17 protein-coding genes are annotated in these 23,006 nt (G+C 40.4%); 5 read left to right on the plus strand and 12 right to left on the minus strand.

The window, feature by feature from the left end; translation table 11 throughout:
• Positions 1-2: 2 nt before the first annotated feature.
• The 4 genes from QVC79_RS15260 to QVC79_RS15275 all read right to left on the minus strand — a co-directional run bounded on the left by QVC79_RS15260 (position 3) and on the right by QVC79_RS15275 (position 6,861).
• Positions 3-689 carry a DUF4843 domain-containing protein gene (locus tag QVC79_RS15260; RefSeq protein WP_287642514.1) on the minus strand — a complete coding sequence of 229 codons (687 nt, stop codon included), beginning with the start codon at positions 687-689 and terminating at the stop codon, positions 3-5.
• Between the two features lie 11 nt (positions 690-700).
• On the minus strand, positions 701-2,203 hold the full coding sequence (locus tag QVC79_RS15265; RefSeq protein ID WP_124316062.1) for a RagB/SusD family nutrient uptake outer membrane protein: 1,503 nt from the start codon (positions 2,201-2,203) through the stop codon (positions 701-703).
• 15 nt (positions 2,204-2,218) lie between these two features.
• Complete coding sequence (locus QVC79_RS15270) at positions 2,219-5,548, minus strand: SusC/RagA family TonB-linked outer membrane protein (RefSeq protein WP_270595596.1); 3,330 nt, start codon at positions 5,546-5,548, stop codon at positions 2,219-2,221.
• A 170-nt stretch (positions 5,549-5,718) separates the two neighbouring features.
• Positions 5,719-6,861: a FecR family protein gene (locus tag QVC79_RS15275; protein ID WP_270595534.1), complete on the minus strand. Its 1,143-nt coding sequence runs from the start codon at positions 6,859-6,861 to the stop codon at positions 5,719-5,721.
• A 125-nt stretch (positions 6,862-6,986) separates the two neighbouring features.
• On the opposite strand from QVC79_RS15275, the gene QVC79_RS15280 reads away from it, so the two are divergent.
• On the plus strand, positions 6,987-7,583 hold the full coding sequence (locus tag QVC79_RS15280; protein WP_270595533.1) for an RNA polymerase sigma-70 factor: 597 nt from the start codon (positions 6,987-6,989) through the stop codon (positions 7,581-7,583).
• A gap of 880 nt (positions 7,584-8,463) precedes the next feature.
• On the opposite strand, the gene QVC79_RS15285 is transcribed toward QVC79_RS15280, so the two are convergent.
• The 6 genes from QVC79_RS15285 to QVC79_RS15310 all read right to left on the minus strand — a co-directional run bounded on the left by QVC79_RS15285 (position 8,464) and on the right by QVC79_RS15310 (position 17,707).
• Complete coding sequence (locus tag QVC79_RS15285) at positions 8,464-10,077, minus strand: PKD-like family lipoprotein (protein ID WP_124317416.1); 1,614 nt, start codon at positions 10,075-10,077, stop codon at positions 8,464-8,466.
• 20 nt (positions 10,078-10,097) lie between these two features.
• Positions 10,098-10,934: a DUF4843 domain-containing protein gene (locus QVC79_RS15290; protein ID WP_164719722.1), complete on the minus strand. Its 837-nt coding sequence runs from the start codon at positions 10,932-10,934 to the stop codon at positions 10,098-10,100.
• 13 nt (positions 10,935-10,947) lie between these two features.
• Positions 10,948-12,438 carry a RagB/SusD family nutrient uptake outer membrane protein gene (locus tag QVC79_RS15295; RefSeq protein WP_151411524.1) on the minus strand — a complete coding sequence of 497 codons (1,491 nt, stop codon included), beginning with the start codon at positions 12,436-12,438 and terminating at the stop codon, positions 10,948-10,950.
• 12 nt (positions 12,439-12,450) lie between these two features.
• Positions 12,451-15,735: a SusC/RagA family TonB-linked outer membrane protein gene (locus QVC79_RS15300; RefSeq protein ID WP_124317419.1), complete on the minus strand. Its 3,285-nt coding sequence runs from the start codon at positions 15,733-15,735 to the stop codon at positions 12,451-12,453.
• Between the two features lie 163 nt (positions 15,736-15,898).
• On the minus strand, positions 15,899-17,059 hold the full coding sequence (locus QVC79_RS15305; protein WP_124317420.1) for a FecR family protein: 1,161 nt from the start codon (positions 17,057-17,059) through the stop codon (positions 15,899-15,901).
• Positions 17,060-17,143: 84 nt separating this feature from the next.
• Entirely contained in the window at positions 17,144-17,707 is a 564-nt protein-coding gene (locus tag QVC79_RS15310) for an RNA polymerase sigma-70 factor (RefSeq protein WP_151411525.1), read from the minus strand.
• A gap of 211 nt (positions 17,708-17,918) precedes the next feature.
• On the opposite strand from QVC79_RS15310, the gene QVC79_RS15315 reads away from it, so the two are divergent.
• The 4 genes from QVC79_RS15315 to QVC79_RS15330 all read left to right on the plus strand — a co-directional run bounded on the left by QVC79_RS15315 (position 17,919) and on the right by QVC79_RS15330 (position 21,401).
• Positions 17,919-18,518 carry a copper resistance protein NlpE N-terminal domain-containing protein gene (locus QVC79_RS15315; RefSeq protein WP_241241718.1) on the plus strand — a complete coding sequence of 200 codons (600 nt, stop codon included), beginning with the start codon at positions 17,919-17,921 and terminating at the stop codon, positions 18,516-18,518.
• A gap of 11 nt (positions 18,519-18,529) precedes the next feature.
• A complete protein-coding gene (locus QVC79_RS15320) occupies positions 18,530-18,910 on the plus strand; it encodes an MmcQ/YjbR family DNA-binding protein (protein ID WP_124317885.1) in 381 nt (126 codons plus the stop codon).
• A 166-nt stretch (positions 18,911-19,076) separates the two neighbouring features.
• Positions 19,077-19,616, plus strand: coding sequence for a flavodoxin family protein (locus tag QVC79_RS15325; protein WP_087421989.1), 540 nt, complete (start codon positions 19,077-19,079; stop codon positions 19,614-19,616).
• Between the two features lie 12 nt (positions 19,617-19,628).
• Positions 19,629-21,401, plus strand: coding sequence for a 1-deoxy-D-xylulose-5-phosphate synthase (locus QVC79_RS15330; RefSeq protein ID WP_270595532.1), 1,773 nt, complete (start codon positions 19,629-19,631; stop codon positions 21,399-21,401).
• A gap of 107 nt (positions 21,402-21,508) precedes the next feature.
• On the opposite strand, the gene QVC79_RS15335 is transcribed toward QVC79_RS15330, so the two are convergent.
• On the minus strand, positions 21,509-22,282 hold the full coding sequence (locus tag QVC79_RS15335; protein ID WP_270595531.1) for a Cof-type HAD-IIB family hydrolase: 774 nt from the start codon (positions 22,280-22,282) through the stop codon (positions 21,509-21,511).
• Positions 22,283-22,583: 301 nt separating this feature from the next.
• On the minus strand, positions 22,584-23,000 hold the full coding sequence (locus tag QVC79_RS15340; RefSeq protein ID WP_270595530.1) for a DUF2721 domain-containing protein: 417 nt from the start codon (positions 22,998-23,000) through the stop codon (positions 22,584-22,586).
• Between the last annotated feature and the right edge of the window lie 6 nt (positions 23,001-23,006).

Below are 23,006 nucleotides of genomic sequence, written 5' to 3' on the forward strand. Positions count from 1 at the left end.
TTTTAGTCTACTTTTTTAAATACGATCTCCTTTCCCTTGTCGTCCAACAAAGGCGGATTATTCTTTTTATATTCCTCATAAGCATCATATATCTCTTTTTGAGTATCCTCATTCTCCGGGATATCATCTATCGTGGCCTTAAAATGATCCATCATAAAAAAGTATTTCGCATCGGAATACTCACCCCATTGATAGTCATTCCAATTCCTTCTCTTGATCACGTAATGAACCTCTAACGGTAAAACCTCCTTGTCTTCCCGCCCCGGATCAAACTGATGCAAAGGATTGTCCAGATCAAAACAGATGTCTGCCTGGTAAGCTTTCGTTGTTGTCAAATTTTCCGGCCGAGCGACCTTTATCGTAAAGATCTGGTGTATAGAATCTTTTGGAAACATGTACTGCTCGGCAAAAGAGACATCCGCTTTCAACGTATAGGCGTCATTCGGCCTTACTTTCATACAAAAACTTTTATCCTCCGTGAGACGATACCCCTGCAAATCCACTCCCAACAACCACTCTTTCTCCGTATTTCCTTTCACGTAATCGGAATCCCTGAAATGAACGGCTAAATTTCTATAATACAGATTCAGACGAGGCGTCTCATCGTACACGTCAATATCATTCTCCTCGCATCCCATGTAAATGAAACCCAATACAAATAGCAATAAAAGAAATCTATATTTTTTCATCTTTGTCGAATTTAATTGTTATTGCCAAAAATTATTTCGTTGTCCGGTAACGGCCATTGGTAGAAACCTGCCATATTTTCCTTGACACAATAAGGAAATGTCCTATAATTATGACGTTTATAGAAATAGAATAACTGTCCTTCAGAAAAGAATTCTTTCCGGTATTCCTTCATAAGTTCATTAACTCGTTTCGTGTGGGCCTGATCGTAATCGGGTCTCGTATCCAACCGATCGTACGCGTCATCCGCGACCACCCCATCCTCATAGGAAATTCCCCTTGCCCACATTACCGTATTCAACGCCTCCGCGCTCTTTTCCTTATCCGTCTCGCATTCCGCTATGATATAATACATTTCAGGCAGGCGGATCAAGGGCAACACATTTTTCCCACTATACTGAGAAGAATTGGAAGTATACTTAGACTGATCATATTTCAAACAAAGTTTATACCTTTTATCTCCATCCCCGGACACATTCTTAAAAGCGGCTGTATTTGCCCGAATATCGAAGGATCCCCTGCTTCCGGTTTCATATTGTTCATCAAAATTCTCTTTTGTCCGCAAGATATAATACGCCTCGGATAGTTGCCCCTCGGGGATTTGCGTCTTATATTTACCATCCTCTTCCAACAACTTGTCCAACTCGTAAACATTCAAGCCGAAAATATGCTCACCAAACAATACCGGATTGGAATTATCTTCATGCAAACCGAAATAATCGCTTTCCACCACCTCGCGGGCGTAAGTCAACGCCTTAGCCTTGCTGTCTGCATCCCCTTTATACAGATATACCCGTGCCAACATGGCCCTCACGGCATAGACATTCATCCGTAACTGGCGTGAACTCTCGAAAGCATTGTAATCCTTATCATACGTGTTGGGAATCTTAAAACTCTTGCTATCTGAAACTTCCAGCAAAGAATCAGCCTCGTGCAAATCCTTCAACACATACGTTATAACCTGATCGGCCGGTAACACAGGAGTTGCTTTCAGATCAAACGATACCCTGTAAGGGATAGCCTTCCCCGTCGGATTCTCGCTATACACGGGACCGAAGAGTCTCAATAAATCAAAATGCAAAAAAGCTCGCAATCCCAAGGCTTCTCCTTTCATCAACTCGTAATATTTCCCCGTTTTAATCACAGAACGATTCTTGTCGATATACTTCAAAAAATTATTAATATTAGCAATTATATTATACATCGACCCGTAAATATTATCCTTCTCGGATAACCATGTATTATCATAATCGTATATATCCTTCAATACCACATCGGGATAATAATCATAATTCCCCGACATCACTTCCAGATAACCGTAAGTTAAATTTTCGGCATACAAACTTGTTTGTCCCATTTTCAGATAAAAACCGGTCAATACATCCTTGAACCCCGCCTCACTCTCGAACAGGTCATCACCCGGGATAGATGTTTTGGGTTGTACATCCAGCCAATCGGAACAAGCCGTCAAGCCGGTCACAATTCCTAATAACAATATATATATTTTCTTTTTCATATCTCAAAATTTTAATTAGAATGCAACATTTAGAGAAAACGAAAACCGCCGGGCAAAGGGGTAATCAGTTCCCCGTTCCTGCTTCACGGAAGAAAGGTAAAACAGATCCTCCATGTTAAAAGCGAATTTCACGGAACTCAATCCCCAGCGTTCCAAGAATTTCGTGTTCGTCCGGTCCATACGATAACTTAAAGCAATAGAAGTCATCTGGAAAGTATTCTCATCCATGACGAAACGCGAAGTCGCTTTAGTCCCGGCTCCATTAATTCCCGTATTCATTCCTTTAAACTTCGCCGTATCACCCACTTTCATCCAACGCAAATCCAACACCCGTTTATCGGCATTACGCATTAAATCCGCATTCTCCACCTTATCTACCAAAGTTTGATTATAAACCTGTCCTCCGAATTTATACGCCATACTCACGTCGACTCCGAATCCCTTGTAAGCAAAAGAGGAATTGATATTTCCCTGCCATTTCGGCTCTGTCGTACCACAAGGAACCAAATCCACCACATCGTATTCCCCGGTCATCTTGCCATTTCTCTTCAACAATATCTCTTCACCTGTCATCGGATCAATACCTAACGATCTAACAGCCCAGATACGGTTGATAGACTCTCCCTCTTCGTAATGCGGAAGCGGACTATCCTCCTGTTTGTTGTAATTTTCCTCGTTCATATGGCGCAACGCCTCGGAAATTTTCTTCAACTTGTCCGTGTTATGAGAACCGTTGAGAGAAATTGTCCAATACGCCGATTTTGCCGTATTTTGATAAGGAATAAAAGCAAAATTCAACTCGACACCTTTATTTTCCAAGGTACCCATATTCTCCGGATAAGAATTAAAACCCAGTGAAGGAGCCAACGTTATCTGAGTCAGCGAATTTTTGGTCAATTTCTGGAAATACTCCGCACGGGCAGTAATCCGTCCGTTTAAAAGCCCCAATTCCAAACCGATATTCCAAGTATCAGTCTGTTGCCATTTCAATTTTTCATTCGGCATCGCAACAAGTTCCACCCCGGTTCCGTCAGAAGCGAGATAAGGATGAAGCAAAGCTCCATAACTATACAACTCCCTTGACTGGTAAGGCGCAAACCCCTGTGTACCGGTAACCCCGTAAGAAGCTCTCAATACAAATTCCGAAATAAAATCCACCCTCGACATGAAGTTCTCCTTTTTCACATCCCAACGAACCCCCGCGGCCCAGAAAGGTGCAAAACGATTATCTTTACCGAATTGGGAAGAACCATCCAAACGGATACTGAAATCAGCCGAGTACTTGTAAGCATAAGAATACCCGAAACTTCCGGCCCAACCAATCAAACGCGACGTGTTCTCGGAACCGGTCATCTTTTCATCATATTCCTTACCGAACAAAATTTCATCCATATTTTCATTCGGGAAACCCGTTACATGAGCCCCATAACTTTCATCTTTACTCTCCTGTACAGACATACGGGCATTGGCGGTAACATAATGTACTTCACCCAACAACTTATTATAACTCGCCGTCAAGTCTAGAGAGTACTGAAAATTCTCCTGTTGGGTACGCCGGAAATCTCCCCGTTTTGTAGGATCCGCAATTCCCTCGAAAGCAGTATGCTGGGCGGGTCTGAAAACGTCCGTTTTACCATTCCCCTTGGAAAGAGAAAAAGAACCGATCAAACGCAAATCACTGTTAGGATTGTATTCCACGCTAAACAAATTTCTCACGGAAAAACTTGTTGTTCTATTCTTTGTATTCAAAGTAGCATTATACATCGGGTTGGCATAATCCGTTGTACGGCCGCCCGCGTTGGCAAATATCACGAAATTATCCAAACGTTTTAAAATTTCCCCGTTTTCCCCGTAAGGCCGTAAATAAGGATTCAACTTGGTATATTCACTAAAACTTCCCCAAGGAGACTCGTCTCCCACGGTATTGTCAATCGTGATGCTATTCTTCAACAACACTTTATTAAAACGGTATTGTAAATCCAAAGATCCGGTCATCACATCCCTTTTGCTCCCTTTCATCACACCCGGTGTATGGTTATACCCAACATACAAACGATAACGCAATGCCCGGTCACCGCCCTCCAAAGTCACGGTATGACGTTGTTGAACGGAGGTACGCAACGGCTTATCCAACCAATAGGTATCCACGCCTCGCTTCACCTCTCTCAATTTGTCTTGATAATTTTGCAAGACCTCAATACTACCGTTACCCTCGTACATACCGGCCAAAACTTCCGCTCTCAATTTCTCTTCCGCATTCATCAAGTTGTAGTCTGACAGATCTGGGATTTCCACGCGAAGATTTCCCCCGTAAGTTACCCACAAACGCCCTTCCTTCGGAACTTTAGATTCAATGACTATCACCCCGTTTGCGGCACGAGAACCATAAATAGCCGTGGCGGCAGCATCCTTCAACAAGGTTATTGATTCCACCCGATCGGGATCCATATCGACCATCGTCTGCAAATCTATTTCAAAGCCGTCCATGATCAGCAACGGCTTATTAGGATAAGTGTCATATTCTCCTTGCAAAGTCACCATTTCGGCCGAAGTCCCGGCATTACTGCCACCGGGCAACGTGGCTTGTCCTCGCATACGCAAATCAGGCAAGCGATTGGGATTCGACCCGTTCAACACATCCTCCATAATCCTAAAAGAAGGATCTATCGCGGCCAAAGCCTTCGCAATATTCGTCGTGCTGATTTTCTTTAAATCCTCCCCTTTCACGGAAACAGCCGATCCTGTAAAACCTTCTTTTCTCCGGTTAAACATACCGGTTACCACGACTTCAGACAACTCCTCTTCAGCTTCTTCCATCACCACGGTCAACGGTTTCATCTCTTTCTCCAATTTTTTTATCGCGATCTCTTTATCTTTCATACCAACGAAAGAAAAAACCAACACGACACTATCCATTTGAGGCACTTCAAGGGAGAATTTTCCATCTTTATCCGTTGCCACCCCGATAGTCGTTCCCTTCAGTAAAACCGTAACACCGGGTAAAGCCTCTTTCTTTTTATCCTGTACCAAACCGGTTATTTTAAACGATTCCTTCTCCGCATCCCGTATAATCTGTTCCGCCCGTGTCTGTATCACCACGACATCACCTTGAATGTAATATCCCAAAGCCGTGTTCTTCAAACATTCGTCGAGTACTTGTTTCACATCACTCGTTGTAATGTCCAAAGTCACTTTTCCCACTTGATTTACATCATGTTCATTATAAACAAACGTATACCCCATCTTCTGTTTGACCTCCTTAAAAACAGACTTCAATGTCACATTCGTAACTTTTATTGTGGCCCGTTGTCCTAAAGTTGCCGCAGAAACGGATAAAAACGACATCAACAAAAAAACAGTTGTCAATTTCATAATCAATAAAATTTTAGGTCGGACCTGTCGAAACAGTCCCTCTTCATTGTTTTTTTTCATACCTTTGTTTCAATTTTAAATTATACCAATGTGCTGCCAGGCACTTTAACATGTCGAACGTTGCCAGACGTTCGACATATTTATTATTTCACAAAAACATTATTTCCTTCAATTTCAATTTGTATCGATCTCGTTTGTTCTATCAAACGAAGAACCTCTTCAAAACTTTCATGCCGAGGCATATCCACGGAGAAACGCTCCTCCCGTACAGACGAATTTTCAAAAAATATATTCACATCATACCAACGGGCCAACTCGTTCAAAATATCTTCCAAACGTTCATCCTCAAAAAGGAAATATCCCTGTTTCCAGGCAATATAAGGAGCGACATCCACCTCTCGTACCACCACTTCACCATGCTTCCCTTTTACAGCTTGTTCGCCTGGTTTCAATACGACTTTTGTCCCTTTATCCCGAATCAAAACACGCCCGTCCACCAATGTCGTTGCCGAAGGTAAATCAGAATAAGCCCGGACATTAAATTCCGTCCCAAGCACTTCAACCTCGTACAATCCCTCAACCTCAATCCGGAAAGGTGAAAGAGAATCCTTGGCAACTTGAAAATAAAGCTCGCCACTGGCAAACACTCTACGTTCTTTTCCAGAAAAAGTCAACGGGAAACGTAACTTCGAATCAGCATTCAACCAAACGATCGAATTATCCGGCAACACCACTTGATACTCCCCGCCCCTTGGTGTTCTGATCTCGCTATAGCCCACCTTTTGCAACTGGACCGAATCTTGTGTTAAAAATAACACGCCATTCTCATTCCTCAAGACCTTACCACTCTCTCCCAAAAACAGATTGTTGCTATCCTTATTCAATTCTACAATTTTTCCATCGGGAAGAACTAACTCTGCAAATACCCCTCCCGGTTCAACACCTCGCATAACAACCACGGGAGATTTTTTTTCATTTTTTTCCATAAACACCCAAGTTCCAAGCAACACGATCCCTAACAATGACGCAACCATACCCCAATATTTCCACGAGAACTTTTTCCTTTCACGCAGCTTTCTTTCCATTACTTTCCAACTTTTTTCCCAATCATACTCATCCAAACGTTCCATCTTCACCAATATCCTCTGCTTATTCACTAACCTAGAAAAAAGTTTCTTATTCCTATCGTCCTTCAACCATTCATCCAATTGCCTTTTCTCCCCCTCTGCCAATTTTCCTTGAAGGTATTTCAATATCAGTGTTTCTATATCAATTTGATCAAACATATCATTACATTTTTGCCTATAGAACGACTATATCGCCTCCAAGTGTGATTTAAAAATATTTAAAATGTGACTTTTTTCTATAAAGCAATCGTATTTTTGGGTTTTAACTCAACAAAATCATATTTTTGTTTTTTGTTAAGCGCACGGTTATTGAACACACACATTATTTTAATTTGTCAAATAATAATTTCATAATAAAGTTACACTCCGGTGATGAAAGGGTATTCAAGGAGATATTCAAAAAATATTATCTTCCTGTCAGATCATTTGCGTGGCGCTTTGTAAAGGACAACGATATTGCTGAAGATATCGTGCAGGATTGTTTTTTAAACGTATGGGAAAAAAGGCTTACATTCAATGTCATTGCCGAGATAAGAAATTACCTGTACACGAGTACCCGCAATGCCTGTCTGGACCATCTAAAACATGAACAAATAAAACAAAAGCACGCTATCCAACTATTGACAACCGCATCACAAGAGGAAGAACAGGAATATATTCTAGAAGAAGAAGTCGATGCATTAATCCACCAAGCCATCGGGACACTTCCCAGACAAGCACAAAAGATGGTTATTATGACATTAAACGGAGACTCGAACCTCGAAATTGCTCAAAAATTAAATATTACCGTAAATACAGTCAAATCCACAAAATTAAAGGCGTATCAAATTTTACGCAAACGTCTTCGTAACGTACAATGGTTTCTCGCATTACTCACTTAAACGCAATATAAGAGGATGTAAATTAAACTGTGTCAGCAAAGAATAAAATATGGAACTTATATACGAGTTTACAGTAAACTCGTATATAAATTCCTAAACAAAAATTAGCAACAACAATAACGAACCACCGACTCATAATCAGGGGGTCCTTGGTTTAAGCCCAAGCGAAACCACTGAAAAAAAAGAGCGTTACAAAGTGACTCTCTTTTCTTTTTGTCTGTTTTGAGGGTGTTTGGACCAAATGTTTAAACCATGTTTAAACCAGAATTGATAGTGTCCCCCAAAAGTGTGTAAATAAAATAAATATTTAACGCAGGATTTATACACAAATATATTCCAAATAAAGAACAGATAAATTCCAAATAATACCCGTTACTTTATGCTCATTCGAAACTCAAACGTTGTTCATCCATAACGGGATGTCTAAGCTCTGTTTAAGCTCTGAATGATCCACGAGAAAAAGGTAGTTTTTCCACTATATCTCCACCTTTCTTCTTCGAGTTCTCACTAGAAACGATCAGTAATGTAATAATTATTGTAACTGATTAACAAATAGATTCAACTTTCTCGTGAATATTAGAAATTCATTCACTTTATTCATTCATAACGTATTAACATTCATTTTATACACACTGGATACTCATTTCCATTATAATCTCTCCCAAGTTGAGTCTATATATCCAAATGTCGCAAAAAGGGATCATCGAGTTACAGTGGAGCCACACCGTACCTCCCGGTCGCTAAAAGATCTGTATTCGAGTATCCACGGTAATCGTGATATTAACAATTGAGCGGAAGGAACGAAATTCCTTCCGCTCTCAAAAATCGCCACAAACTAATACATCTAATTTGTACTTCCCACAAGTATAATTAAACTTATTTAACGTCTTTCCCTGTACCGGACGTCTTTTATCCGAGCGAAACCGGAATATTCCACTCGTTTTGTTATCGAATTATTAGCTCCATCCACTTTATAAAACCCTAACTTTCCACCATCCACACCGCTAACACGATTATCATAAGTACCCACCATCAACTCATACTGACGAGCCATAAATTCTTCAGTGGGTTCAGGCCACCAATAGTTATTATGATACAAATTAAACTTCAACATGGTCACTTCCTCATTGGCACTCAATCCGATATTTGTCATTTCATAAGTTATATTAGTACCCAAATTATGCAAGTACACCTTGTTTTCCACACCATAGAACATATAAGGGAACTGTGAATGGAATGCAAACACTGTCGCTTTATCAAAATCGGGAGCGTTCAAATTTTCGTATATACTCTCTTGCACGAAACCCGCTCCGCTCATGTTAATCCCATATATAACCCGTTTCCCGGAAGCGTTTTGCAATATGGCATATACCAAACCATTCGAGTAGCTAGTCCCCTCCATATAAACTAAATCCATTCCGGTTTTAAAATCAAACAATTTTCCGACTTCCGGATTAGGAACAGGTGTCAATATCTGGTTTATGTCATTGGTTGTAGGACTCTTGAAACTCCAACCCACAAAACGTTTATTATCTATATCATAGAACAGGGCCGCAGTACTGTTCCCCGGGTAGCGAACCATACTTATACCAACGTACGGGGCTACACGATATTCCGGGGACTTTCCACGAACAGAAGTATTAATTGGCATCTCAAAAGCCGCCCCCGCAGCCGTTACCAAAGCATAGACATTCCCTTTATTTGAAACGGCAAAAATAGCACGTGCCGTAGGAGGGCCCATGTTTGCCAAGGGCATGTATTCTATAATATTTTCATCCGGATCACTTGGTGCCACGATAAAATCTGTCGTGTAAATGTTATACATATCACTTGTCTCGAAAGTATTTTGGTCAAGTTTGTAAGTGCCTTCTTCCGACATTAGATAAATAACATCTCCCGTTTGAACAGGGGCCGGATAGAATCCAATCTTTGTGGCTTTCTTCAAATCGGGAAGTCCCAACAAAGACAACAAATCATAAGCGGGCTCAATCCGATCTGCCGAAATCACGGAAATCATATCCATCCGCACACGCTTTTCTTCACCCTCGTTACACAATACTAACCAACCTTCATACGTAGAGGAAGTCACTTTCACATCAAAAGTTGTAGAATACTCGATAGAAGAACGCTTATCTTTTACCGCAAACCACACGACATAATTTCCCGACGGGATTGAAATTAACGTATCCAATTTCAACGATTTAGATGGATTCAAATCTACCCATGCCTCATCATACAATTGACTTCCCCCCTTTTTCTCCAACTTATAAGAAAACTCAAAATTAGGATTTCCATCCTTAATCTCTCCTTCCAATGAAGAAGTCACCTTCGGTTGGGCAACAATATGCTCTATACCACCAAGAATTTCAAGTGTCTCAGGCAAATTCTCAATTTTAATCTCTGCCATCTCGCGATAATCATAATTCCCCTTGTCGTCATAACATGACATCAAAAAGAAAATGAACGAGAGTAATATTATATTTTTCATTTTCATATTGACAATTTTTTAAACAATTATTGATAATCAGAATAATCCACCTCATAATTCGGAGCCAATTGCATATACTTTTCATCCGAATCTTTTACAGGATTTCCCGCATCAGCCTGCTCCTGCAAATAAATTCGCACGGTTCGAGCGAAGAAGGGAAGTCGTGCTGACTGTACTTTATACCCGTACATGTTAGCATTTTGCCAATCCCTTGGGGTTAATCCACACACTTGATTCACCACCTGATACTTTTTGGGTGTCCATTCTCCAAAATAATCTTGTTCCGCATAATTTTTCCAAAAATTGGGCTGCGTGTACATTTCATTAAACGTGAAAACATAACGAATACCACTGATTTGTTCTCCCTTTGCCGTGTAAAGATTCGTGTTTTTATAGGTTTTCAGATAACATTTAAAATGTTCATTCTCTTGCAAACGAAGCACTATTTTCAACGATTTCTCCAGTAGAGTCTCCGTGCGTAGGAGACGAACCGGGACTACCGCATTACTGGTTCCAGCCTTGATAACCAGCGAGTCTAATTCTATCTCGAAATCTATCCCTTCAATAGCTGTCGATTCTTCCATATCAACGACAACCTTAAACGGCCGATCATAATCTACCACTTTCCCCATGGTCAAAACAGGAGCATTTAGTACATGGCTCGTGTAATAAGCATACATCCCGGCAAAAGAAAAATCGGTTGAATCACTATAATATTCCGTCGTACTGCCATAAACGGTACTCGTCAATCTCTGAAAATAAATTCCCGCATCATTACTCGCAAATACTGGAATCTCTTCTTTATCACAACTCCACAAAAAGGGAAATGACATTACCGCAAATAATAAAATTTTCAATTTCATAACTCTTTCTCTTTTAACGATTTTCAATCTCTCCCGTTGGTAACGGAATTGTATATTCAAGATAGTTTGCTCCATTATAATTATATCCCGCCTCATCAATCCACAAATAATCCGTGTTTAACCTCTTGTGCAAAAAGAAGGTTTGTCCTTCTCCCCAGAATTCACGAGCATACTCGTTATTCAATTTCATTCTCAAATCTCTTTCACTATTCACAGTCAAAGAAGGTAAACCGCGTTTAGCTCGTATTTGGCTTAACCATTCATATCCATCTGCCAATTCCGGCTCACATTCCGCCGCAATGTAGTACACCTCACTCAAACGAATCAATGGCATCAACACGGCGTGAAAATATTCTAAATTCTCGTCCGGTTTATCAGGATTTTTCTCATCCTTAGGCTTATCAATCTTTTTATACTTTATAAAGATATCTCCTTGTACACCCACACTAGTCGCTGCCCTCCAATGTGTTTGATAACGATAATCCTGACTCTCGTTTCCAAAAAGACTACTCAATACGAAATTGGCTTTAGGTTGCAAGAAATTGTTTCCGGCAGTTTCGTCATCAAAATAATACGTGTAAATATCAGCTCTAGCTTTATCATAGAATCCCATCAACACTTCAGTAGAGAAAACCCGATCCGGAGTTCTCTGGTTAGCCAACAATTTATTCGGATCTACCGCAGGAAAATGTTTCGCCACATTCTCATCTGTCAACAACTGGTGCGCAGCCTTTAATGCATTCACTTTATCCCCAGCGTATAAATACGCCCTAGCTTTTAACGCCAAAACAGCATAATAATTAAAACGCAATTGACGATAACGCAAATATACCTCTTGATCATCTTCTAAAGAAGCCATAGCTCCTTGTTCTATCACGGGATCATTTCCTTCAAGTAATTGTTCCGCAGCATGAATATCCCGCAACACACGTCCCATGACCGTATCGGCTGATAATATTGGCAACGCCGAAACTTTATCCGATTCATTATATGGAATTGCTTCTGCAGATGGTTCTTTCACATACACAGGTCCAAACAAACGTAACATATCCAAATGCAAGAAAGCACGCAAGGCCAAAGCCTCTCCTGTTAGTACTTTCTTCTCCTGCTCGTTTAACACACCGGTGCTAACCTCCAAGTTTTTAAGCAACACATTACAATTTAAGATTGTGGAATAAGCTGACGACCAAATATTCGATAAATTAGCCTCAACAGTCTCATCCGTGTACTCCGGCTTCACCAAGGCTGTATAATATTTATTCACGGATAACGGCGTATAACGAAAAGCGAGAATATCTATCATCTCGTAAGTAAGATTCTTGCCATACAGTGATGAAGAGGCTAATTTATTATAAATCCCGTTCACGGCAGTGTAGAAACCGCCACGTGTGGCAAAAAGTTGCTCCTCTGATTGTTTATCCTTAGGCTGCACGTCCAAAAAGTCAGAACACCCGCTCCCCAGAAACAACAATAGACTCAAATATATGATAACATGTAATTTCATACCACTTGTTTTTTAAAAATTAAACGATAATCCGGCTTCTAAACTCCGAGCAAAAGGATAGGAAATACCTCTCTCCGACTTAATAGAAGATGCTCTAAATACATCACGCATAGAAACCTGCACTTTCAGATTACTCAAACCTAACTTCTGAATCCAACCATCATAAAACTCGTAACCAAGATAGACAGACTCCAACGTCAACACGTTCTCCTCTTGCACAAATCGAGAAGACATGGGAGTGGATGCCGCATTAGCAATATCCTTAAAACGTACAAGATCACCCGGTTCTTTCCAACGCTCGTAAAGCGCTCGTTTATCTTGATTTTTAGTCAACCCTCCGGTAGAGATATTCTCTACTTTATTGAATAAAGCTTCATTAAACACATCTGCACCCAATTGATAACGAAAATTCAAACTAAATGACAATCCTTTCCAATTCAAAGAAGTCCCAAAAACCCCTTCTATTTTCGGACGAGTATTACCACAAATCACTTCATTATCATACGAAAAATCATACGTGTAATTCCCATTTTTATCGTAGTATAACTCTTTACCGTTAGCCGGATCTATTCCCTCGGATTTTACAGCCCAAATATCATCCGGATCTGCCCCGTCATAATATCGAACCGTGTTAGCTCCCTTGCCACTCGCGTTCAACAACGACAATTTGTCCCCAATCTTGTCAATTCGATTTTTCTGCGTACGTAAGTTAGCACGTACCATCCATGAAAAACGTTTATCGAAATTCTGAATGATATAATAAGAAGCTGTAGCCGTCACACCTTGAGAGGTCTGTTCTCCGGCATTCGTCATATAGGTTGGTGTTCCTGAAGATAGTGGCATCCCTATTCGTATCAGAAGCGGGTCCGTCACTTTATGAAAATAATCAACCGTAATATTTAAACGCTTATTCAACAAAGTAATGTCAATACCCATATTTTTATCTAACGTCGTTTGCCATTTCAAATCAGAATTACCAACTTGATCCAAAACAGCTCCTAAACCGAAATAATTCATTGAACCATATTGAAAAGCATAAGTCAACAACGTTTGAGCTGAATCGTAATTTTGATTTCCAGGATTACCAATAGAAACTCTCAATTTCAACAAATTAATCCAACTAAAGTTATTCTGGATAAATTTCTCTTTGTGCAAATTCCATCCTAAACCGACAGACCAAGTTGTGTTGTATTTTTTAGATGACCCAAACACGGAAGATCCACTACTACGCAAACTAAAATCCATCAAATAACGATCATTAAATGAATACCCCATGTTAAAATAACCATTCAAAGAGCGAGAGACACTCTCGTAAAACGTGGGAATTCCGTTTTCCGGATACCCGTTCGAAAAAGAAGGATAAGTAAAATCTCCATTAGGAAAACCTTGTGCCGAATATCCTTGCACCAAGGACTTACTCATATTGAAATTTCCCCCGGCAACCAAATTGATCCGATGTACTCCTAACATTTTAGCCCATGTTACACTAAGTTCCCCTTCTGTTTGGTTCAACCGGGTATTAGTTGAAGTATATTCACCCTTCTTCAATGCTTCCGTATCTTCGAAACGCGTATCCTCTGGGGAATAAAATACCTCCGCATCATTATTCCCGTAGGTTATACCCAAACGGGCACGTATACGCCATTCTACCGAGGGGAAATATTCTGCCACGAAATAATTGCTTAATGAAACGTTCTTCCCTTCATTGCGACTATTCAGATTAGCATTCCATAACGGATTAAATGCTTCGAAATAATCATTTTTCTCCAACCATTTTTCGACAATCCCGTCTTTATTCCGTTTCTTGAAATAAGGATTTGCTTCCGCATAAACTTGAAAAGGTACAACAGGATTCTCTATATCTGTCACGTTAATCGAAAACTTGTTAGAAAATTGAAACTTTTCCATCCGATAGATTAAATCGATATTGCCACTGATGATTTCACGCAAAGACTCTTTCATCACCCCTGAGATTCCGTTATACCCCACACCCAAGCCAAAAAGAAAACGCCCTTCACCACCTTGCACGTATAAAGAGTGTTTTTGATTTACTCCCGTACGTAATGGTTCTGCCAACCAATAAGTGTTTACCCCACTCTCCACAGCTTCTAATTTCCCGTTATACAATTCATTCAATTCAATCTCTTTTTCTGCACTCCAATTCGCCGGAGAATATCCTCCCGCCAATCTCTCGAATTCCAATTTTTCTCTCGCATTCATCAAATTATAACTACTCAAATCCGGCATTGAAAGATTGAGATTCCCGTTATAACTCACCTGAAGTTCTCCCGATTTAGGTTTCACGGTTTCTACCACCACAACCCCGTTAGCAGCTTTCGATCCATAGATAGCGGTTGAAGCCGCATCCTTTAATATCGTAATAGACTCTATACGATTAATATCCAAATCATTAATTACAGCTAATGACGATTCGAACCCGTCTAAAATAAACAAGGGTTGATTAGGGTCGGCATCCAACTCGTCACGCAGTCCTAACACGCTTGACTTCCCTCGAATCTCCATGTTCGGCAAGCGATTAGGATCCGAACCGAATTGATTATCTTCCAAGATCGCAAAAGCCGGATCAAGCGTTTTCAAACTCTGTAAAATATTTTGGGAACCCATCGTTTTCAACTCTGCAGCAGTATAAGTAGAAGCCGATCCCGTAAAACTTTCCTTTTTACGAGTAAAGATACCAGTGACCACAACATCTTCTAACGCCACTTTCTCTTCTTGCATCGTAATTTTTAACTCTTGATGATATTCACCAACTTTAAACTTAGGAATTGCTACATGTTGAGTTTCCATTCCGATAAAAGAAAATACTAAAACCACCGAATCCTTGGGAAGTACTAACGAAAACTCACCATTAGCATCCGTGGCCACTCCTATCGTCGTTCCCTTAATCAAGATAGCAACCCCCGGTAAAACTTCCCCACTTTGGTCTATCACTTTCCCCGTAATTTTAAATTCCTGCTTTTTATCCGGAGATTTACTTTGCACTTTTATCAAAATGATTCCTCCTTCAAGCAAATCCCATGAAAATCCTCTATCCAAAAGCAACTTATCCAACACCTTATCTACAGGTTCATCCTTCACGTTCACGCTCATTTTTCCCAGATCCCTACATTGTTCTTCATTATACACGAAATCATATTTCGTTTGACGTTTGATCTCCCGAAACACTTGTTCTGCAGATACATCCTTCAGGTTCAAGGATACCTTTTCCTGTGCCGCTACCCCAATGGCAGCCACTTGTAACACACTGACAAGAATCAATACGATATTCCATCTCATAACCCTCAAAATTTTTCTATTCCGATATTTCGGAAAAAGAAGTAAATACCACTTTTTTTTCATAACTTTGAATTACTTTAATTTATAAATTCTCTTCTATTGGCAATTCCCGTTGCATATGAAGAGTGTAAAAGCGGAAGGTGTTCCCGCACCTTCCGTTTATTTATTTCATATATAATATCAATTCTCGACCATTCAGCTTGTAATTTACATTTACAGACGAAGTTAACGCTTTCAATATAATAGAAAAATTCGCATGTCGTTTGATATCTCCAGTAAAATGAAGATTTCTTATAGACTCATCTTGAAATTCAACACTTACATCATACCAACGAGCCATGACATCCATTATTTTCTCCAAACTTTGATTTTTGAATAAGAAATGTCCCTCTTTCCAAGTCACGTAAGGCAAAATATCCACTTCTCTCACTTCTATCGTTTTATTTTTTCGATCATAACGAGCCAATTCATTCGGCTTAACTTCCCACTCTTGAGTATCACCCGCCATCTGGAGCCCAACACGCCCTTTCACAAGAACTGTTTCTATATAATCTTTGTCATAAGTACTTACATTAAAAGAAGTTCCCAGCACCCTTACTCGTACTTGTTCTGCATTCACAACAAACGGTCTTTGCGGATCTGTTATCACTTCAAAAAAAGCCTCTCCCCTTAACTCTACTTCTCGAGAAGTTGCACTGAAACTTACCGGATAACGAAGTTCACTATCAGAATTCAAATATACTACAGTTCCGTCTGAAAGTTTCAAACAATATTCTCCCCCTCTCGGAATCTTTAATACATGATAATATCCCGATGCTAATTCCTTTATCGAATCACCATACTTCAATTGATTATTTGAAACAATAATTCCCTGCTCAATAGACATTCGAACAGAATCTGAAAGTTCTATCTCCTTCCCATTTTCCATAAGTAGTGTTGCCTTATGACTTCCCGGTAATATTGTTTGAATCGCAATCGGAACAACTTCCTGTTCACCTTTCTTAATAAATAAAGAAACACAAATTACCAATAACAAAACAGCTGCCGCCCCCCAATGGAAAAATCTTATAAATCTTTTCTTCTTCCGAAGAATGCTGTTTTCACGAATGCGTCCCCATAAAACAGAATTTTTCTCTTCACCTTTAATAAAGACACCCAACTCTTCATCTATATATTCATCATTCTGTAGACGCATAAAAAGAGTTTCATGCATTGGAGAATCGGCTCGCCATTGATTTAGTTCTTGACGCTCAAAATCAGATAACTCACCTCGTATACTCTTGTACAAAAGTTCTGCAATATGATGTTCCAAATGAAAGTTCATACCTTATTTTTACAACTAAAACACTTGAATCATCATTTGGTGTATAATCAAATTCAAAAAAAATATTACTTTTTCGAAATAATCTTATAAATAATTGTTATTCAGAAATAAAAGGAAAAGATTAAAATCTTTAATCCGGTTACGCATGTAATGATTAGCGTTATTCTTGTATTTTTTCACCGTATTAATAGATATATGAAGTTGTTTAGCTATTTCTTCGTGTTTTTTTCCCTCCAAACTGAGCTGGTACACTTCTTTACAAGCAGGAGGTAATTCATCGAAAATACGATGTAACATTTCGAACAGCTCTGCTTCAATTACATTTTCAAGAAAACTTTCCGAAGGTTCTTCCACAAACCCTTCTACATATTTCTGCTTAATTTTCTCATGACGAAGATTGTTCAAACAACGATTTTTAACACCTGTATATAGAAAGCTTTTTATCGCAAGTTCATTATTAAACTTTTTCCTATTTTCCCAAAGAGACACGAAAGTATCTTGAAGAATATCCTCGATCACCCGCTCTTCAGGTAAGAATTTATTTCCAAAATAACGCAAAGTAGAAACATACTTTTCATAGATTTCTTTAAAGGCAGACTCTTTCCCATCAATAAAATCCTGGATTATATTTTCTTTTGCTTGAAACATTATTCTTTGGTACTTTTCAACGTTTTAAATATAGATATAAAATTTTATAACCATCAAAAAAGAGAACAATTTTGTTTTTCATATTCTTCTATACTCCTATTTTTAAAAGTATTCTTATGATCCATATATCACCATGTGGTATAAAATTTGCTCGATTGAATCAAAAACAACATACATGAAAAATACATCCATCATTCTGGCAGCCCTGACAATGATCTGTTGCTCTCCTGCCTCAAAAGAACACCAGACAAAAGGCATCGTGTGTGATGCCACAATGAACACGATTTCCATCGTAACAGCAAACAAGGACACCTTATCTTTCAGCACACTAGATGCCGATAAGAGTCACGTCACCGGGTTGCTGTTAAACGACACCGCCGAGATTTTTTATAAAGGGAAATACACAGCAGGGATGTCCGCAACAAAGCTCATCGTGTACAAAAATCAAGCATTGGGAGCATTACAAACAAGAACTTACGAGGGGACCTTACCCGCAGCTTCTTGTTCTGGCATTCGTTATTCCTTAACGATACAAAATCAAGAACATAGTGGCAACGGGACATTCACGTTAACGATGACTTATATCGAAGCGGAAAACGGAAAAGATGCCATTTTTAATTACAAGGGAAAAAGATTCACACAACGCGGAGATGCTACCAATAATGATGCTATTGTATGGCAATTGGTTGCGGATAACGGAAAAGACATTTTCAACTTCTTGCGTGAAGACGAAAAGACCCTTACTCTATTAAATGACAAATTCGAAAAGAGTGAGACGGGATTGAATTATAGCTTGAAACTTGTAGAATAATCTTGTCAAATATGAATATCGAAGAATTCAGAGAATATTGCTTATCCTTAAAAGGGGTACACGAGAAGATGCCCTTCCCGAATGTTCCCGATAAATACAGCCAAGACGTCCTATGTTTTTACGTGGCAAGCAAATGGTTCTGCTTTGTAAATATCGAAGTATTTGATTTTTGCTGTATTAAATGCGCCCCGGACAAAAGAGAAGAGTTACAAGCCACATACTCGGGCATAAAACCCGGATGGCACATGAATAAAAAACACTGGATCAGCGTTTATTTTAACCAAGACGTGCCGGACAAGGAAATCAAAGAGCTGGTCAAAAAATCCTACGACATTGTAGCTAAAAGCCTGACAAAGAAAGAACAGGAGGCATTAGCAAATTCTGAGGAATAAAATCTTTCTATTCCTCCCCTCCTTCTCTACCGCAAATAACAAAATCTGTAATTTTGGTACGTATCCCCGTAATTTATATACAAACGGGATAGGGAATGCGATGTAATTTTGTAGCATAAAATTACGAGTACAACATACTAGAATAATCATTATAAAAAATCATATTATGGCAAAAAGAATTTTAATCCTTTCTTCCAGTCCCCGAAAAGGCGGAAACTCCGACACCTTGTGCGACGAATTTCTGCGGGGAGCTAAAGAAGCGGGAAATGACGTTGAAAAGATTTTCTTACGAGATAAAAAGATTAATTACTGCACGGGATGCAGCACGTGTAGCCTGCATCATAAACCTTGCCCGCAAAAGGATGATGCCGCGGAGATCATTGACAAGATGGTGGCTGCAGATGTTATTGTCATGGCGACACCCGTCTATTTCTACACGATGAGTGCCCAGATGAAAACCTTGATTGACCGGTGCTGTGGTCTCTACACGGAAATGAACGACAAAGAGTTCTATTTTATCGTCACGGCGGCAGAAGATGATAAAGAAAAAATGATGCGCACCGTGGACACGTTCCAAGGATTTCTTGATTGTCTGGAGAATCCTACCATCAAAGGGGTGGTCTTCGGACTAGGCGTATGGCACGTCGGAGAAATCAAAGGGAACCCGGCCATGCAGGAGGCATACGAAACAGGAAAACGAGTATAAATTTATAAAACTATGTATCTAGAAAACATTAACTCCCCGGAAGACGTGAAACGTCTTTCCATCGAAAATTTAAATATACTGGCGAATGAAATTCGCCACGCTTTACTAACCAAACTAAGCGCTCATGGCGGACATATCGGTCCTAACCTAGGAATGGTTGAGGCCACGATAGCCCTACACTACGTGTTCAACTCGCCAGTGGACAAAATCGTGTATGACGTATCGCATCAAAGTTACGTTCACAAAATGTTAACCGGACGTAAGGATGCCTTTCTTCACGCGGAAGAGTACGACGAGGTAACCGGTTATACCACCCCACGGGAAAGCAAGCACGATTTCTTCACGATCGGTCACACGTCAACTTCCGTGAGTCTTGCCTGCGGGTTAGCCAAAGCCAGAGACCTGAAGGGAGATCGTGAAAATATTATCGCCGTGATCGGTGACGGTTCTCTAAGTGGTGGAGAGGCCTATGAAGGATTAAGTAATGCGGGAGAAACAGGTACCAATTTGATCGTGGTGGTCAACGACAATGAAATGTCTATTGCCGAAAATCATGGTGGTTTGTACCAGAACTTGAAAGCCTTGAGAGACTCTGACGGGCAAGCGCCCTGCAATTTTTTCAAGTCTCTCGGGCTTGATTACGTCTACGTGAAAGACGGTAACGACATTACCGCTTTGATACACGCCTTCACACGGGTAAAAGACGTTTCTCATCCCGTGGTCGTGCATATCCACACGCTAAAAGGGAAGGGATACACTCCCGCTGAAACCTACAAAGAAAGATACCACTGGGGTATGCCGTTCAACCTAGAGACCGGACAACCGTTATCTGATGGGGGAAACACGGAAGATTATTGCAACCTGACAGGAAAATTCCTACTGGAACAAATGCAAAAAGCCCCTACCGTGGTGGCTATTTCCTCGGGAACACCCGCAGTAATCGGTTTTAATCCCGAACGCAGACAACAAGCCGGAAAACAATTTGTAGATGTGGGGATCGCCGAGGAACATGCTGTAGCTCTCGCATCCGGAATCGCTGCTAATGGCGGGAGACCCGTGTACGGTGTTTACAGCACGTTTATCCAGCGGTGCTATGACCAATTGTCACAAGATTTGTGTATCAACCGGAACCCGGCAGTTATTTCGGTGTTCCTTGGCGGCTCTGCCGGGATGAATGATGAAACACACCTCGGATTCTTTGATATTCCACTTATCAGCAATATACCGAATATCGTGTACTTGGCCCCGACTTGCAAAGAGGAATATTTCGCCATGCTGGAATGGGGCATCAAACAAACAACGCACCCTGTTGCCGTTCGTGTTCCGGGGCCGGTTGTCATCGAAAGAGGTGAGACCTTTGACACGGATTACAGCGAACTAAACCGTTATAAAATTACCTGTCAAGGAGAACGGGTGGCCATCATCGCACTTGGAAATTTCTACCCGCTGGGAGAGTCCGTGTGTCGAAAGTTGCAAGAGGCAACCGGAGTCCAAGCCACACTGATCAATCCTCGTTATATCACGGGACTTGACAAACAGATGCTGAAAGATTTAAAGGCTAATCACCAGCTGGTGATCACGCTGGAAGACGGTGTGCTGGATGGCGGTTTCGGGGAAAAGATTGCCCGCTATTACGGGGATTCCGAGATGAAGGTCAAGAACTACGGTCTGAAGAAAGAATTTGCCGATCGCTTTGTTCTGGAAGAGCTGTTAAAAGAAAATCATTTGACAGACACGCAGATCACGAATGAAATTCGGGAAATCATAGATAAAAAACAAGACTAAATCTATACTACCCCCTCCAACTCCCCCTTACACAGGGGAAGAGCCGATTACCAAGCGATTTCTCCCCCTGTGCAAGGGGGAGTTAGTGGGGGTAGTTATTTAAACAACTAAATCACCCCGAAATGCCGTAAAGCCTTTTCAATTCCACCCTCATCCACGGAATCGGTAACATAATCCGCTGCCAGCTTTACTTCATCTTCCGCATTTCCCATAGCCACCCCGATCCCGACATGTTTCAACATGAGAACATCATTCCCTCCATCTCCGAAAGCCATTGATTCCTCCAACGATATTCCAAAATAATCCAACATTTTATCTACCCCCACTTGCTTACTACTTCCTTTCGGAATAACATCCGAAAACAATGGATTCCACCGGGTTGCCTCACAATGAGGTATGGCAGCCATAATCGCTTTCTCCTGTTCTTTCGTGAAAAATGCCACCAACTGGAAAACCTCTCCTTCGGCAGCCTCCCGTAAAGGCAGGACAGGCGGTTTCGGGAAGTTCAGTAAACGAAAAATCTCGTTCGTCCGTTCGTTCGTGTAATTGATATAAAATGCATTTTCATGAACAAAGATACAGGGAAAACTCTCTTGCTCTTCCATGTATCGCACCAAAGAAACCATATCTTCCGATGGCATACTATGTTTATAAATCACTTGCTCCCCCACGATACAATACCCTCCGTTTAAAGTAACATAACCGTCAAATTGCAGGTCTTCTAAATTATTAATAGCCAACAATTGCCTCCCACTCGCAATGAATACCCGAATACCTTTGGCACGTAAAATAGCAATCGCTCTCTTCGTAGAACCCGGAACCCGATGGGTCTTAAAGCTAACCAACGTCCCGTCAATATCAAAAAATACAGCTTTTATCATATCATCCTAATTTCGATTCAAAAATACAGATTTACACAACAACCCCATTGACCTAAATCAAAATTTATAGAAAGAAGAAAACAGTCGGGAATGATATGGTATTAGAGAAGGCAGTGTTTCTATTTTGGTGTGATGATCTGCCGGACCGACTGTTTTCTGTATGCAGAATTCAAGTTCTTTCAGAATGCAAATATACAAATAATTTGCAACATTGCATTATTTTAATCCAAAATTACAAGTCAAATACTACAACATCTCTTATCGATCCTACATCTGTTATCTATTCCTCCATCCCCGCAAACTACTTTTGTTTCTTGCTCTCCTTTTCCGCCTCCACGTTATCCAGCCTAAATTCCAACGCCTTCACCGAGATCAATATCTCTTTCACGGAAATTCCCAATGAAATCACTAACAGCAACAAAGCTACTCCGAACGTGTAAATCGCCAAAGTTTGTAACCCAATATAAATAAAGAAAGTACAAACCACGCAAAGCAACAAACTGATCACCCCGTAAATTTGCATCGACCGAGCCATATAAAGCCGCTTTCGTAAATTATCCAGTTGCAATTTGGTCATCGCACTCGGCCGATTCTCATGTTCACCCTTCAAATTCCGGATCACTTGGGCATACGCCAAAAAACGATTCGTATAAGCCAGCATGATCAACGATATAGCCGAGAATAAAATAGAAGGTGTTGTCAATGTAAGCTCTTCCATAACCGC

The organism is Butyricimonas sp., assembly GCF_019423355.1.
GTDB classification, from domain to species: Bacteria; Bacteroidota; Bacteroidia; order Bacteroidales; family Marinifilaceae; genus Butyricimonas; species Butyricimonas faecihominis.

Coding starts and splice junctions, on each gene's coding strand:
- QVC79_RS15310 (WP_151411525.1), bottom strand. CDS start 17,707: ATGTTTCAAGCAAAAGAAAATATAATCCAGGATTTTATTGATGGGAAA.
- QVC79_RS15285 (WP_124317416.1), bottom strand. CDS start 10,077: ATGAAAATGAAAAATATAATATTACTCTCGTTCATTTTCTTTTTGATG.
- QVC79_RS15300 (WP_124317419.1), bottom strand. CDS start 15,735: ATGAGATGGAATATCGTATTGATTCTTGTCAGTGTGTTACAAGTGGCT.
- QVC79_RS15340 (WP_270595530.1), bottom strand. CDS start 23,000: ATGGAAGAGCTTACATTGACAACACCTTCTATTTTATTCTCGGCTATA.
- QVC79_RS15265 (WP_124316062.1), bottom strand. CDS start 2,203: ATGAAAAAGAAAATATATATATTGTTATTAGGAATTGTGACCGGCTTG.
- QVC79_RS15295 (WP_151411524.1), bottom strand. CDS start 12,438: ATGAAATTACATGTTATCATATATTTGAGTCTATTGTTGTTTCTGGGG.
- QVC79_RS15325 (WP_087421989.1), top strand. CDS start 19,077: ATGGCAAAAAGAATTTTAATCCTTTCTTCCAGTCCCCGAAAAGGCGGA.
- QVC79_RS15275 (WP_270595534.1), bottom strand. CDS start 6,861: ATGTTTGATCAAATTGATATAGAAACACTGATATTGAAATACCTTCAA.
- QVC79_RS15260 (WP_287642514.1), bottom strand. CDS start 689: ATGAAAAAATATAGATTTCTTTTATTGCTATTTGTATTGGGTTTCATT.
- QVC79_RS15290 (WP_164719722.1), bottom strand. CDS start 10,934: ATGAAATTGAAAATTTTATTATTTGCGGTAATGTCATTTCCCTTTTTG.
- QVC79_RS15270 (WP_270595596.1), bottom strand. CDS start 5,548: ATGTCGTTTTTATCCGTTTCTGCGGCAACTTTAGGACAACGGGCCACA.
- QVC79_RS15315 (WP_241241718.1), top strand. CDS start 17,919: ATGATCTGTTGCTCTCCTGCCTCAAAAGAACACCAGACAAAAGGCATC.
- QVC79_RS15335 (WP_270595531.1), bottom strand. CDS start 22,282: ATGATAAAAGCTGTATTTTTTGATATTGACGGGACGTTGGTTAGCTTT.
- QVC79_RS15305 (WP_124317420.1), bottom strand. CDS start 17,059: ATGAACTTTCATTTGGAACATCATATTGCAGAACTTTTGTACAAGAGT.
- QVC79_RS15330 (WP_270595532.1), top strand. CDS start 19,629: ATGTATCTAGAAAACATTAACTCCCCGGAAGACGTGAAACGTCTTTCC.
- QVC79_RS15320 (WP_124317885.1), top strand. CDS start 18,530: ATGAATATCGAAGAATTCAGAGAATATTGCTTATCCTTAAAAGGGGTA.